Source organism: Methylobacterium platani (genome assembly GCF_001653715.1).
Taxonomy (GTDB): domain Bacteria; phylum Pseudomonadota; class Alphaproteobacteria; order Rhizobiales; family Beijerinckiaceae; genus Methylobacterium; species Methylobacterium platani.
Genome location: NZ_LWHQ01000013.1, coordinates 88,240 through 101,599 on the forward strand (window position 1 = coordinate 88,240; position 13,360 = coordinate 101,599).

At 72.4% G+C, this 13,360-nt stretch carries 14 protein-coding genes; 8 read left to right on the forward strand and 6 right to left on the reverse strand.

Annotation, left to right across the window (positions count from 1 at the left end):
* Positions 1-136 precede the first annotated feature (136 nt).
* Positions 137-316 carry a hypothetical protein gene (locus tag A5481_RS07030; protein WP_048432002.1) on the forward strand — a complete coding sequence of 60 codons (180 nt, stop codon included), beginning with the start codon at positions 137-139 and terminating at the stop codon, positions 314-316.
* A gap of 119 nt (positions 317-435) precedes the next feature.
* On the opposite strand, the gene efeB is transcribed toward A5481_RS07030, so the two are convergent.
* Genes efeB through efeU form a run of 3 tightly spaced genes read right to left on the reverse strand, consistent with a single transcriptional unit; the run spans position 436 to position 3,710 of the window.
* Positions 436-1,707, reverse strand: coding sequence for an iron uptake transporter deferrochelatase/peroxidase subunit (efeB, locus tag A5481_RS07035; RefSeq protein ID WP_048432003.1), 1,272 nt, complete (start codon positions 1,705-1,707; stop codon positions 436-438).
* A gap of 10 nt (positions 1,708-1,717) precedes the next feature.
* Positions 1,718-2,830 carry an iron uptake system protein EfeO gene (gene efeO, locus A5481_RS07040; protein WP_048432010.1) on the reverse strand — a complete coding sequence of 371 codons (1,113 nt, stop codon included), beginning with the start codon at positions 2,828-2,830 and terminating at the stop codon, positions 1,718-1,720.
* Positions 2,831-2,870: 40 nt separating this feature from the next.
* Positions 2,871-3,710, reverse strand: a complete 840-nt coding sequence (efeU, locus tag A5481_RS07045; protein ID WP_048432004.1) for an iron uptake transporter permease EfeU — start codon at positions 3,708-3,710, stop codon at positions 2,871-2,873.
* Positions 3,711-4,074: 364 nt separating this feature from the next.
* Between efeU and A5481_RS07050 the strand changes: the two genes are divergently transcribed.
* The 3 genes from A5481_RS07050 to A5481_RS07060 all read left to right on the forward strand — a co-directional run bounded on the left by A5481_RS07050 (position 4,075) and on the right by A5481_RS07060 (position 7,364).
* Entirely contained in the window at positions 4,075-4,728 is a 654-nt protein-coding gene (locus A5481_RS07050; RefSeq protein ID WP_064503843.1) for an ABC transporter ATP-binding protein, read from the forward strand.
* Positions 4,729-4,831: 103 nt separating this feature from the next.
* Positions 4,832-6,073, forward strand: a complete 1,242-nt coding sequence (locus A5481_RS07055) for a KpsE/RkpR family capsule polysaccharide export protein (RefSeq protein ID WP_048433065.1) — start codon at positions 4,832-4,834, stop codon at positions 6,071-6,073.
* A 64-nt stretch (positions 6,074-6,137) separates the two neighbouring features.
* Positions 6,138-7,364: an MFS transporter gene (locus tag A5481_RS07060; RefSeq protein ID WP_048433066.1), complete on the forward strand. Its 1,227-nt coding sequence runs from the start codon at positions 6,138-6,140 to the stop codon at positions 7,362-7,364.
* 25 nt (positions 7,365-7,389) lie between these two features.
* On the opposite strand, the gene A5481_RS07065 is transcribed toward A5481_RS07060, so the two are convergent.
* Entirely contained in the window at positions 7,390-8,811 is a 1,422-nt protein-coding gene (locus A5481_RS07065) for a TAXI family TRAP transporter solute-binding subunit (protein ID WP_048433067.1), read from the reverse strand.
* 105 nt (positions 8,812-8,916) lie between these two features.
* Between A5481_RS07065 and A5481_RS07070 the strand changes: the two genes are divergently transcribed.
* Both A5481_RS07070 and A5481_RS07075 read left to right on the forward strand, forming a co-directional pair.
* Positions 8,917-9,429: a regulatory protein RecX gene (locus A5481_RS07070; RefSeq protein WP_082173019.1), complete on the forward strand. Its 513-nt coding sequence runs from the start codon at positions 8,917-8,919 to the stop codon at positions 9,427-9,429.
* 99 nt (positions 9,430-9,528) lie between these two features.
* Entirely contained in the window at positions 9,529-9,954 is a 426-nt protein-coding gene (locus A5481_RS07075) for an OsmC family protein (protein WP_048433076.1), read from the forward strand.
* Positions 9,955-9,995: 41 nt separating this feature from the next.
* Here A5481_RS07075 and A5481_RS07080 read toward each other — a convergent pair whose 3' ends face one another.
* Positions 9,996-10,997 (reverse strand): 2-hydroxyacid dehydrogenase, encoded by a 1,002-nt coding sequence (locus tag A5481_RS07080; protein ID WP_048433068.1) that lies wholly within the window; start codon positions 10,995-10,997, stop codon positions 9,996-9,998.
* A 309-nt stretch (positions 10,998-11,306) separates the two neighbouring features.
* On the opposite strand from A5481_RS07080, the gene A5481_RS07085 reads away from it, so the two are divergent.
* Positions 11,307-11,879 (forward strand): SH3 domain-containing protein, encoded by a 573-nt coding sequence (locus A5481_RS07085; RefSeq protein WP_048433069.1) that lies wholly within the window; start codon positions 11,307-11,309, stop codon positions 11,877-11,879.
* 64 nt (positions 11,880-11,943) lie between these two features.
* On the opposite strand, the gene irrA is transcribed toward A5481_RS07085, so the two are convergent.
* Positions 11,944-12,444 (reverse strand): iron response transcriptional regulator IrrA, encoded by a 501-nt coding sequence (gene irrA / locus A5481_RS07090; RefSeq protein WP_048430708.1) that lies wholly within the window; start codon positions 12,442-12,444, stop codon positions 11,944-11,946.
* A 247-nt stretch (positions 12,445-12,691) separates the two neighbouring features.
* Between irrA and fabA the strand changes: the two genes are divergently transcribed.
* On the forward strand, positions 12,692-13,249 hold the full coding sequence (gene fabA / locus A5481_RS07095) for a 3-hydroxyacyl-[acyl-carrier-protein] dehydratase FabA (RefSeq protein WP_048433070.1): 558 nt from the start codon (positions 12,692-12,694) through the stop codon (positions 13,247-13,249).
* The last annotated feature ends 111 nt before the right edge of the window (positions 13,250-13,360 follow it).

Genomic DNA, 13,360 nt, shown 5'->3' on the forward strand with positions numbered 1-13,360 from the left:
GGGACTCGCCTTGAGAATGAACGTTCATTCTCTACACCCAAAGAGCGACTTCCCGCAACGTTCGATCTGCTGCAACCTCAACCGACGGGCGCGCGTTAGATGTCCGGATTAAGGCTTCAGTGGGAGGACGTGTTTCATGGCCATCTTCCAGGTCAGGCAGGCTGCGACGGGCGCCATCCTCTGGACCGGCGGTGCCGAGAACGAACAGCAGGCCCTCGACGCGATGGCACGCGAGGCGGGGTACACCGACTTCTCGGCGCTCCCGGAAGCGGTGCGCGGCTCCGGCACCAAGGTCGACCGGCTCAATCTCGGCTGAGCGGGTACGCTCGCCCGATCGATATCGACGGAAAGCCGGGGCTCGCCCCGGCTTTCTCGCGTCCGGGCCATCGTGGCGGCGGTTGGTTAAGGATCGGTGAACGGGCGCCGCGACGGCCGTCACGCCCCGACCAGCAGGCCCTGCCCCAGGAACCCGCCCGGCGCCGAGACGCCCGGCAGGGCGTAGAAGTACCCGCCGCCGACCGGCTTGATGTATTCCTCGAGCGGCTCGCCGTTGAGGCGGTTCTGCACCGCGACGAACCCGGCATCGAGATCGGCCTGGAAGCAGCAGAACAGCAGGCCCATGTCGAGCTGGCCCGACGGGGTGATCCCGGCCGAGTAGTTGTAGCCGCGCCGCAGGATCAGGCTGGCGGCGCTCTCCGGCGTGCGCGGGTTGGCGAGCCGGATATGGGCGTCCATCGGCGTGCGCGCCCCGGCCGGATCGGAGGCGTAGTCCGGCAGGGCGTGCTCGTCGGTCTGCCCGAGCGGCGCGCCGCTGTCCTTGTGACGCCCGAAGATCCGCTCCTGCTCGCGCAAGGGGGTGCGGTCCCAGCGCTCGACGAAGTTCCGGATGACCCGCACCACCTGGTAGGAGCCGCCCGCCGCCCAAGCCGGCTCCCCGCTGCCCGGCTCCCCGCCGCCCGGCTGCACCCAGACCTGCCGGCGCATCAGCGCCTCGTCGCCGGCATCGAGGTTGGCGGTGCCGTCCTTGAAGCCGAGGAAGTTGCGCACCGTGTCCTGCCCCGGGCGGTTGACCACGTGGGGCGGCAGCATGCCGTCGAGCTTCCAGCGCAGGGAGACGAGCCCCGGGGTGTGGCGGATCACGTCGCGCAGGGCGTGCAGGTTGGTCTCGGCGGTGTTGGCGCAGAATTGCAGCAGCAGGTCGCCGTGGCACAGCTTGGCGTCGAGGGAATCGTTGGGAAAGCGGTCCATCGGCCGCAGGTGCCGGGGCTTTGCGCCCTCGAGGCCGTAGCGGTCGTCGAACAGGCTCGCGCCGACGGCGAGCGTGGCGGTGAGGTTGTCGGGCAGCACCTGCGGCCCGAGGATGCCGGAATCGGCCGGCGGCAGGCGCGGGTCGAGGGGCGGCACCGGGCCGCCGGCGGTCAGGAAGGCGAAGCGGTCGGTCAGGATCCGGAACAGCTTGGCGAGCTCGCCGCGATCCTCGGCCAGGACGTCGAGGGCGACGAACAGGGCGGCGGCGGGCTGGGCCGTGACGATGCCGGCCTGGTGCGGGCCGTGGAATGGCTGCCGGTCGAGGGTGCCGTCGCTGGCGGCCGACGGCGTCGCGTCGGCCGCGCGGGCCGGGTCGACGCCGAGGGCGGCCGCGCCGGTACCGGCGGCGAGCCCACGCAGCAGGCCGCGCCGGGAGGTCGAGAACGGGCAGGAGGTCATGGCCGGCGCCTCAATCCAGGCCGAGCTTGCCGCGCAGGGTCGAGAGGTCCTCGGCCAGCACGGTGATCGGGCCCTTGAGGGCGTTGCGGTCGCGGTCGCTCAGGGCGTCGTAATGGGCAAAGCCCCCGTCCTCGGTCCGGTACTTCGCCAGCAGGGTCTCGACCCGCGAGAAATTCTTCTCGGTGCGAGCGACGAAGTCGGGATCGCGGGCGGCCACCAGGGGGCGCAGCAGGTCGAAGATCTTGCGCGCGCCCTCGACGTTGGCGTGGAAGTCCCACAGGTCGGTGCGGCTGTAGCGGTCCTCCTCGCCGGAGATCTTGGTCGCCGCGACCTCCTCGATCAGGCCGGCCGCGCCCCCGACCATCCGGGCCGGCGGGATGGTGAGGTCGGCGACGCGCCGCTTCAGCTCGGCGGCGTCGGCGACGAGCCGGTCGGCATGGGGGCCGAGCCCCTCGGTGCTGGCGTCGGCCCACAGCCCCTTCTCGAGGCGGTGGAAGCCGATGAAGCCCGGATCGGCCTCCTTCTTCTCGAAGTCGTCGGCGCGGACGTCCATGCTCTTGTCGAGGTCGTTGAACAGCGACGCCACCGGCTCGATGCGCTCGTAGTGGCGGCGCGCCTGCGGGTAGAGGGCCTTGGCCTCGGCGATCCGGCCAGCCTTGACCGCCTCCGCGAAGGCCGTCGTCTGCCTCTGGAACGCCTCGACCTCGGTCATCACGTAGAGCTTGTAGGCGGCGAGCGGGCCGACGAGCGCCATCGGGTCGGGCGCGCCGGCCGCGGCGGTCGTGGCGGCCGTCACCGTCAGCGTGCCCTTCGGGTTGCTGAGCAGCCCGCAGGTCATCGCGTAGGTCCCGGGCTGCAGGGTCGCCGAGAGCGACTGCACGAAGCCCGGGATGATGTTCTCCCGCTCCTCGACGATCATCGTGCCCTGGAGGATCTCCCACTCCAGCACGCGGCGGCTCTTGTTGCTGATCTTGAACACCGACTTGCCGGCCGGGACGGTGAGGGCGGCGGGCTCGCAGCCCTTGTCGGTCACCGTGACGGCGACGGGCTCGGGCGCCTGCGCCAGGGCGGGCGCGGCGGAGGCGAGGAGGACGGCGAGGGCGGCCGGCCGGCAGGCTTTCATCGAGGTCGGGTCCTTGGGCAATATCGGGTCCTTGGAACGGTCAGGCGTGACGCGGCTGCGCGGCGGGGGTCGGCCGGGCGCCGGCCAGGAAGGCCCACAGGGCCGGGACCAGGAAGCCGAGATAGACCAGCACCTCGCCCCAGGCCGGCGCCTCCTGGTACCCGAAGATGCCGGTCAGCAGCGTGCCGAGCACCGTGTCGGCGGGCAGGACGTGGCCGAGGTCGAAGGCGGTGGCCTGGAGGTGGTTCCACAGGCCCGCCTCGTGGAAAGCCTTCAGCGCGCTGGCGAGCAGGCCCGCGGTGACGAACAGGATGAACACGCCGGTCCAGCGGAAGAAGCGGCGCAGGTCGATGCGGACCGCGCCCTTGGCGAGCGCGACGCCGATGACGACGGAGAGCGCGATGCCGAGCACCGCGCCCGCCGGCACGCCCCAGCCTACATCCTGCTGCACCGTGGCGAGGAGGAAGAACACCGATTCGAGCCCCTCGCGGCCGACCGCCAGGAAGGCCATCACGGCGAGCGCGAACCCGCCCTGCGCTCTTCCGGCGCGACCGAGCGCGTGGTCGACGGCGCCGTGCAGCTCGGCGCGGACCGAGCGGGCCGCCCTGCGCATCCAGAACACCATCGTGCACAGCATCCCGGCGGCGAGGAGCGCGATCACGCCCTCGGCCAGCTCCTGCTGCTTCTGCGGGAACTCGGCGCCGACCGCCTGCAGCCCGAGGCCGAGCGCGAGGCATAGCACGGCCGCCAGGACGACGCCGCCCCAGACCGCCGGCATCCAGGCGCGCCGCCCGGTCTGGGCGAGGTAGCCGGCGATGATGCCGACGATCAGCGCCGCCTCGATCCCCTCGCGCAGCATGATCAGGAACGCAATCAGCACGGCCGTCTTTCCGGTAACGATACGGGATGCGCCGGGGTTTAATCGAAACCCGGGCGAAATCAAAGACGACGCGGCGCCGCGTTTCTTCTTTATAATAAGTTGAAACTGATGCCTCATCTTGACGGCGGCCCGGGTACGGGAGGGCCGACGCAGGGAGGCCGGCCGGGGCGAGAGGGGTGGCCCCGGGGGCCCGGCTTCTCAGATTCGCCGCTTTTCCGGCCTAGGCGGAAGGCTGACGGCCGTTGCGGCCGGCCTCGTTAACCGTGCGGATTGCCGGCTCGGCGCATGATCGGACAGGCCTTCCGGGCCCGCCCGTCGCCGCCCGGATGGCGGCCGCACCCCCTTCGAGCGTGCTGTCCCGCCGATGATCCGCCTCGACAACGTCACCAAGATCTACAAGACGGACGGATACCGCCGCACCATCCTCGACCAGGCGTCGCTGACCCTGAAGCCCGGGGTGAGCTACGGCATCCTCGGCATCAACGGTGCCGGCAAGTCGACGACCCTGCGGCTGCTCGCCGGCTGCGAGCTGCCGACCAAGGGCCGGGTGATCCGCACCACCCGGATCTCCTGGCCGCTCGGCTTCGCGGGCGGCTTCCACCCGCTGATGACCGGGCGCGAGAACGTGATCTTCGTCGCCCGCATCCACGGCGAGGATCCGCGCCGGGTCCTGGCCTTCGTGGAGGATTTTGCCGAGCTCGGCGACTACATCAACGTGCCGATCCGCAACTACTCCTCGGGCATGGGCGCGCGGCTCGCCTTCGGCATGAGCATGGCGATCCCCTTCGACTGCTACATCGTCGACGAGATCACCGGCGTCGGCGACGCGCGCTTCGCCAAGCGCTGCGAGGAGGTGTGGAGCAAGCGGCGGGCGAATGCCGACATCATCATGTGCTCGCACTCGATGGACACGATCCGCGACTACGCCCAGCAGGGGATCGTGCTGGCGAACGGGCGCGCGGTGATCTATCCGGACATCAACGACGCGATCGAGGTCTACCAGCGGCTCAACCAGTGAGCGCAGCACCGATCCGCCTCGCCCCCCTCCTCCTGCCTCCCGCCTCCCTGGCCGGCCGGCGCGCCCCGCGCCCCGGTCCCGCCCGCAGCCGGAACCCCCTGTCATGACGATCGACGCCCGCAATCCGGAAGGCAAGGCGCTCAGCCCCGCCGACCGCTCCCGGATGATCGGCGAGGCCCTGCGGCAGGCGGCGCGGGTGTCGCGCTTCTCGAACCCGAACAAGACCACGATCCGGACGATCCGCGCGCAGCGGCGCCGGGACATCGTCACCCCGCTCCTGTGCCTGTTCCTGTTCGTGCTTCCATCCCTGGGGAGCGCCGTGTTCTTCGGCCTCTACCTCTCGGACCGCTACGTGACCGAGGCCCGCTTCGCCCTGCGGCCGGCGATCGGCGGCGCCGAGAAGGCGACGCCGGACTCGCTCGGCACCACGTCGAGCATCCCGGCGCAGATGATCGCCCAGGACTCGATGATCATCGGCGAGTACATCAAGAGCCGCACGATGATCGAGACGCTGGAGCGCAGCCTGCCGCTCCGGCAGATGTTCTCCCGCGACGACATCGACCGCTATTCCCGCTTCAATCCGGAAAAGCCGATCGAGAAGCTCGTGCGCTACTGGGGCGAGCGGGTCCACGTCAGCGTCGAGACGTCGGGCCTGATCGAGGTGGCGGTCAACGCCTTCGACCCCGACGACTCGCTCAAGCTGAACCGGGCGATTCTCGCCGAGAGCGAGCGGCTGGTGAACCAGCTCACCGAGCGGGCCCGCAGCGACGCCCTGGCGGAGAGCGAGCGCGAGATGAAGCGCGCCGAGGCGCGCCTGTCGAAGGTGCAGGTCGCGGTGCGCGACCTGCGCAATCGCGACGGCGTGCTCGACGCCCAGAAGTCCAACGACGCCAACCTGAAGGTGATCGCCGAGATCCGCACCCAGCGGATCGGCCTCGCCGTCAAGCTCAGCCTGCTCCAGCGCGACCTGCGCGACGACAGCCGCAGCATCCAGGACCTGAAGGCGCAGATCGCCCAGCTCGACGAGACCATCGCCCGCATCGAGCGCGAATCCGCCAACCAGGATCCGGAGCAGCGCCGGGTGCTCTCGGCCACGCTCACCAAGTTCGAGGAGCTCGACGCCGAGCGCAAGACCGCCGAGAAGTACTACGCCGCGACGATCGCCGCGCGGGAGCGCTCGCGGATGATCGCCGACCGGCAGATCGAGTTCTTCAGCATGATCGTCGAGCCGGTGCGGGCTGAATCGGCCCAGCAGCCGCGGCGCTTGCTCTACATCGCGATCTCGATCGCCGTCTCGGCCCTGGCCTTCGGCCTCGCGGTGCTCACGCGCAAGCTTCTGACCTGATTCCGGCCCGCCCGGGCACGCTCCCCTCCAGCACCCCGCCGCCAGGGCGGGGCACGGACCGACCATGCTCTCCCCCGCCCCGTCCGGCTGGACGCTCTTCCGCAACCGCGACTTCCGGCTCTTCGGCGGCGCCCGCTTCCTCACCGGCCTCGCCTACCAGATGCAGGCGGTGGCGGTGGGCTGGTTCGTCTACGACCTCACCCGCAGCGCGCTGGCGCTCGGCTTCGTCGGGCTCGCGAGCTTCGCGCCGGCGATGCTCGGGGCGCTGGTCACCGGCCACGTCGCCGACACCTACGACCGGCGCCGGGTCGCCGCCCTCGCCTACGGGCTCCTGGCGCTGGCCGGCTTGGGCCTGATGGGGCTCGCGGCCTCGCATGCCGCGCCGGTCTGGCCGATCTACGCCCTGATGGTGCTGGTCGGCACCGCCCGCGCCTTCGCCAACCCGGCGAGCCAGGCGCTGCTGCCGACCCTGGTGCCGCGCGAGCTCTTCGGCAGCGCGATCGCGCTGAACTCCTCGCTCTGGCAGAGCGCCTCGGTGACCGGCCCGGCCTTCGGCGGCCTGCTCTACGCGCTCGGTCCGGCGGTGGTCTTCGGCCTCGCCGCCGCCTGCTTCGCGCTCGCGGCGCTCAGCATCATCCGCATCCGGCCGCGGCCCGCCGCCGTCACCACCCGTCCGGCGGTCACCTGGTCGACGCTGCTCGCCGGCCTGACCTACATCCGCTCGCAGCCGGTGGTGCTCGGCGCCATCACCCTCGACCTCGTGGCGGTGCTGCTCGGCGGCGCCACCGCGCTCCTGCCGATCTTCGCCCAGGAGGTGCTGTTCGTCGGCCCCCTCGGCCTCGGGCTCCTGCGCAGCATGCCGGCCCTCGGCTCGGTCGCGACCGCGATCCTTCTCGCCCAGCGCCCGCTGACCCGCGGGGTCGGCCCACGGCTCCTGATCGCCGTCGGGGTGTTCGGCCTCGCGACGATCGGATTCGGCCTCTCGACCTCGCTGCCCCTGTCGATGGCCTGCCTGTTCGTCACGGGGGCCGCCGACATGGTGAGCGTCTACGTCCGCCAGAGCCTCGTCCAGGGCGAGACCCCGGACGCGATGCGCGGCCGGGTCGCGGCGGTCAACACCGTGTTCATCGGCGCCTCGAACGAGCTCGGCGAGTTCGAATCCGGCACGCTCGCCGCCTTCATCGGGGCGGTGCCGGCGGTGGTGGTGGGCGGCGTCGCCACGCTCGCCGTGGCGGCCCTGTGGGGCCGGCTGTTCCCGGCCCTCCGGCGGCGGGACCACCTCGTCACCTGAGGCCCGCCGGCGCCCGGACGGCGATTCACGCTCCGCCCGCCGGGTGCAGCGACAGCACCCGCCCGGCCCGCTCCCGCACAGGCGCCCCGTCGCGCCGGCACTCGGCCACCGCCGCCCGGGCGGCGTCCACCGCGAGGATCAGCGCGCTCATCGTGCGGACGTCGGTGTCGTGGGCGCGGGCGTGGCGCACCACGTCGATGACGAGGCCGTCGATCTCGACCGCCAGGGCCTCGAGCGCGGCCGGGTCCTGCGTGCCCCGCGCCTCGATCAGGATCGCCAGCAGCCGGTCGAGGACCGCGTCGATGCGGGCGCGCTGCTCGCGGGCGAATCGCTGGCCGAGCCAGGCCACCGCCGAGCCGAGGCCGCCGCCGAAGAACGCTACCAGGTAGACCCAGTCCTCGTAGCGCTGCAGGAAGGTCTGCTGCTCGCGCTCGTAATAGTCGACCGCGCCGGGATGGATCGGCAGGCGGGCGCTCGTCGCCTCGGCGGCGCTGTCGAAGTCGGGCGCCTTCATCAGGTTGGCGCTCGGCACCATCGCGGCGAGGCGCGAGCGCAGCTCGAACAGGTGCTGCGTCACGCTCGCGGCGGTGTCGCGGCTCAGCGAGGCGCGGGCCATCAGCCGGTAGGAGGCGCCGACGGTCTTCACCTCCTCGTCCGGCCGTTTCGGGCGGCCCCCGAAGGTGCCGGCCGCGATCGTGACGGCCTGCAGCTCGGGCAGGCGCTGCACGATCGCCTCGCCGTCGGGGATGGAGACGATCGTCGCGCCCCGGCCCGGCGAGGCGGCCTCGACCGCCTGCACTACCCGGGCGGCGGACTTGTCGGAGGGGGCGGCGATGACGGCGGCGGCGTCGATCCGGTGCTCGGCGAGCGCCGCCGCGACCTCGGAGGCCTTGAGCGGGATCAGCGCGACGCTGCCGGCGGCCGCCGGCAGCGCGCCGCCCGGATCGGCCGGGGCCGGCGCGGCCCCGGTGGGGGCCGGCGTCAGGGCGTAGTAGGCGAGCAGGCTCGCGACCAGCGGCTGGTCGGCGCCGTGATGGGCGACGAGGCCGAGGCGCTTGCCGGCGAGATCGGAGAAGGCCTGGATGCCCGAATCCGGCGGGGCCGCGACCACCAGGGCCTCGTCGTGCAGGATCGCCAGGGTCAGCCCGTTCTCGGGCAGGCGCACGTCGGGCCGCACCACCGCGAGGTCGACCTTCCCGCTCTGGAGCGCCGCGGCGCTGTCGCGCACGTCGTCGTAAGGAACGACCACGAGGCGTATATCCTCGCGGGCGCGGGCGAGCGCGTCGGCATAGGCCTGGATCAGGTGCGATTCGACGCGGTCCCGCGGGCCGACCGCGACCCGCAGGGTGGTCGGCCGCGACAGGTAGAGCACCGCCCCGGCCAAAGCCGCCAGGGCGAGGGCGGCCAGGAGGAAGAAGGATTCACGCTTGTGCAGAAACGCCGGCATCACCCCTCGCGCGCGCCCGGGACCGACGCCTCCGCCGGGACGGAGGCGATCCGGGACGGCGCCGATGAAGCCGGCCGCGATGGCGGTTTGAGGGCGGCGCGGCCGATCACCCCGGCCTACCTGGAGCGGGCGGCGCTGTACTACCTCGAGCGCTACGGCGCCTCGGCCGAGATGCTGCGCCGGGTGCTCCGGCGCCGGGTCGAGACCCGCTGCCGCCTGCGCGGCGAGACCCCGGAGGACTTCTCCGAGATGGTCGAGGCGGTGATCGCCCGGGCCCTCGGCGCCGGCCTCGTCGACGACGCCGCCTTCGCGGCCGCCAAGGTGCGGTCCTTGCGCCGCCGCGGCGGCTCGGCGCGGGCGATCGGCGCCAAGCTCGCCGCCAAGGGGGTCGACCGCGACACCGTCGGGGCGGCCCTGGCCGGGGAGGAGGAGGGCGGCGAGGACGAGGCCGCCCTCGCCTACGCGAAGCGCCGCCGCCTCGGACCGTTCCGCCAGCCCGCCGCCCGGGCGGCGTCGCGCGAGCGCGACCTCGCCGCGATGGCGCGGGCCGGATTCGCGCTCGCCCTCGCCCGCCGGGTGATCGACGCGGAGACGGAGGACGATCCTTCAGGAGGGTGACCTCGCGACGCCGTGACCTACCTGTGGGCGGGGCGGGCGCCGGCACGGCCCTGCCGCATCCGGAAGGCCGAGCGGGCCTCCGATTCACGGGAGACGAGCATGAACCGCAAGGCGAACGCCGTGTGGCAGGGCACCGGCAAGGACGGCAAGGGGCAGCTGACCACCCAGTCGGGCGTGCTGTCGAGCAATCCCTACGGCTTCAACACCCGGTTCGAGAACGAGCCGGGCACCAACCCGGAGGAGCTGATCGCGGCGGCGCATGCCGGCTGCTTCACCATGGCGCTGGCCTTCCAGCTCCAGGGCGCCGGCTTCACCGCCGACGAGCTGCGCACGGAAGCCGTGGTGAGCCTGGAGAAGGACGGCGACGGCTTCACCATCACCGCCTCGGCCCTCACGCTGACGGCCAGGATCCCGGGCATCGACCAGGCGAAGTTCGACGAGCTCGCCGGCATCGCCGAGAAGAACTGCCCGGTCTCGAAGGTGCTCAACGCCAAGATCAGCCTGAAGGCGACGCTGCAGGGCTGAGAGCCGGCTGCGCCCGGCTTCGGCCGGGCGCAGCCTCCGCCTCACAGCATGCTGGGCAGGATCCGGTCCGGCGGCCGGTGGCCGTCGAGGAAGGTCTTGATGTTGATGATGACCTTCTCGCCCATGTCGACCCGGCTCTCGTGGGTGGCCGAGCCCATGTGGGGCAGCAGCACGACCTTGCCGGCACGCGCGAGCTTGACGAGGCGCGGGCTCACCGCCGGCTCCTGCTCGAACACGTCGAGGCCGGCACCCGCGATGTCGCCGACCTCGATCAGGCGGGCGAGCGCGGTCTCGTCGATCACCTCGCCGCGGGCGGTGTTGACCACCACCGCCTCGGGCTTGAGCAGCTTCAGGCGCCGGGCCGAGAGCAGGTGGTAGGTGGCGGGCGTGTGCGGGCAATTGACCGACACGATGTCGACCCGCGCCAGCATCTGGTCGAGGGATTCCCAGTAGGTCGCCTCGAGGTCGCTCTCGATCCGGGCGCCGACCCGCCGGCGGTTGTGGTAGTGGATCGACAGGCCGAACGCCTTGGCGCGCCGCGCCAGCGCCTGGCCGATGCGGCCCATGCCGACGATGCCGAGGCGCTTGCCGGTGATGCGGCGGCCGAGCATCCAGGTCGGCGACCAGCCGCCCGACCAGGCATCGTCCGGGATGATCCGGGCGCCCTCGGTGACCCGGCGCGCCACCGACAGGATCAGCGCCATCGTCATGTCGGCGGTGTCCTCGGTCAGCACGCCCGGCGTGTTGGTGACCGTGATGCCGCGCTGGAGCGCCACGCCGACGTCGATATGGTCGACGCCGTTGCCGAAATTGGCGATCAGGCGCAGGTTCGGGCCGGCCTGGGCGAGGAGCGAGGCGTCGATCTCGTCCGTCACCGTCGGGACCAGCACGTCGGCTTCCTGCAGGGCCTGCGCCAGGGCGGGCCCGGTGAGCGGCGTGTCCTCGTGGTTGAGGCGCGCGTCGAACAACTCGCGCATCCGCGTCTCCACGACGTCCGGCAGGCGCCGGGTGACCACCACGAGCGGCTTGCGCTTCAACGACATGATCCCTCCCTCGCCCGCGGGCGGCTCGGCTCCTGGCCTGCCCACGCGACACGCGACACGACGCCCACGTCACACGATAGGCGACGCGGCGGCCCGGCGAAAAGCCCCGCCTTGGTGCGGGCCACAGGTGTCGTTACGCCCCGTTAACCATACTCCGGCGATAGGGGCCGGTACGGGACGATCCTGTGGGCCCGCCCTTGCTGCGCGGGGCTCGCCCTCGGGGCCTCTCACCTCGGGGCCTCTCTAGCAGAGGCCGACCGGAAGACAATCCGCACCGCGGTCCCCGGGCCGCCGGATGGGAGACCGACGATGCTGCACCCGCGCCTCCTCGCGACCCTGGCGCTCGCCGCCCTGGCGACGCCGGCGGCCGCCGCCCCGCCGGCCCCCGCCGATCCCGCGGCCGGCGAGATCGGCGTCACCATCGGCCCGGCGACGAAGCTGCCGATCCCGCGCTACGTCAGCCTGAAGACCGACCGGGTGAACCTGCGCGAGGGGCCGTCGAAGGACCACCGCACCCTGTGGGTGTTCCAGCGCGCCGGCCTGCCGGTCGAGATCGTCGCCGAGTACGAGACTTGGCGCCGCATCCGCGATTCGGAGGGTACCGAGGGCTGGGTGCTGCACTCGCTGCTGTCGGGCCGGCGCACCGCCGTGGTGCTCAACCGGGGGGCCGACAAGGGCGCGCCGGTGCCGCTCTACGACCGGGCCGATACGGGCAGCGGCGTGGTGGCCCAGCTCCAGGCCGGCGTCATCGGCAGCGTCAAGGCCTGCGACGGGAGCTGGTGCCGCCTCGTCGTGGCGCTGCCGCAGAAGCGCGGCGACGTCGACGGCTACATGCGCCAGGACCGGCTCTGGGGCGTCTACCCGAACGAGAAGGTGGATTGAAACGACGAGGGCCGCGCCCCCGGTGGGAACGCGGCCCTGTCGAAGCCTCGGGATCCGGACGCGGTCAGGCCCGGCCGGTGCGGCGGCGCAGGCGCACGATCACCTCGACGCCGGCGATCTCCATGCCCTCGGGCGCCTGGGGCAGCGAATCGACGGTGATGCCGCAATCCGGCATGTCGAGCACCTGGCCCTCCTCCTCCAGGAAGAAGTGGTGGTGCTCGCTCGGGTTGGTGTCGAAATAGGCCTTGGAGCCGTCCAGGGCGAGCTGGCGCAGCAGGCCGGCCTCGGTGAACTGGTGCAGGGTGTTGTAGACCGTGGCCAGCGATACCGGGACCTTGGCCCGCATCGCCTCGTCGTACAGCATCTCGGCGGTGAGGTGGCGGTCGCCCTTGCCGAACAGCAGCCAGCCGAGGGAGAGGCGCTGGCGGGTCGGGCGCAGGCCGGCGCGGCGCAGCCGGTCCCGCAGCTCCGAGAGCGGGCAGCCGCGCCGCTGACCGGCGGCGCCGGTCTCGAGGGCCGGGACGCGGGCGCCGAGGACGGCGCGCAGGGGCGACAGATCGTTCATCAGCGGGACTATCGACTCGTTAGACGGCGACAATGTTACCCGTCTTTATAGGCGCCCCACCCCCGCCCCGCAACCCGAACGGGGCCGTTCGGGCGCAGATCAGAAGCGTTACAGACTAGGGCCCACGGCCGGCTTTGAACAGTCCCGGGCCCTGTGTTAACGAGGCGCCACCCCGCCGCATCCCGGCGCCCCGCCGGCTCCTCGCCGGCACGCCGGCGGCACCCCGCACGAGGAATTCGCCCCCGACATGTCCGCCGACCAGACCTCCGCCCCCGACGCCCCGAGCCGGCCCTCGCACTTCTCCTACGAGGACCTGCTGGCCTGCGGCCGCGGCGAGATGTTCGGCGCCGGCAACGCCCAGCTGCCGCTGCCGCCGATGCTGATGTTCGACCGCATCACCTCGATCGGCCGGGACGGCGGCGCCTTCGGCAAGGGCCACGTCGTGGCCGAGCTCGACGTGCGGCCCGACCTCTGGTTCTTCCCCTGCCACTTCCACGGCGATCCCGTGATGCCGGGCTGCCTCGGCCTCGACGCCCTGTGGCAGATGGTCGGCTTCCACCTCGGCTGGCTCGGCTCGCCGGGCCGCGGCCGGGCGCTCGGCGTCGGCGAGGTGAAGTTCAGCGACCAGGTGCTGCCGAGCGTCAAGAAGGTCGTCTACGGCGTCGACCTCAAGCGCGTGCGCCAGGGCCGCCTGGTGCTGGGCATCGCCGACGGCTGGCTCGAGGCCGACGGGCGGCGCATCTACGAGGCGCAGGACCTGCGCGTCGGCCTGTTCCAGGCCGCGACCGCGGCCGCCGGCGGCTGACGCCCGCCGCGAGCCCGGTACGAGCCCGCCGACGCGGGCTCTTGAGGCCCGCCGGGACCCTTTCCCCCGATGGGCGGTTGAGATTACGGCATCGGGCGCCTAGGTGACACC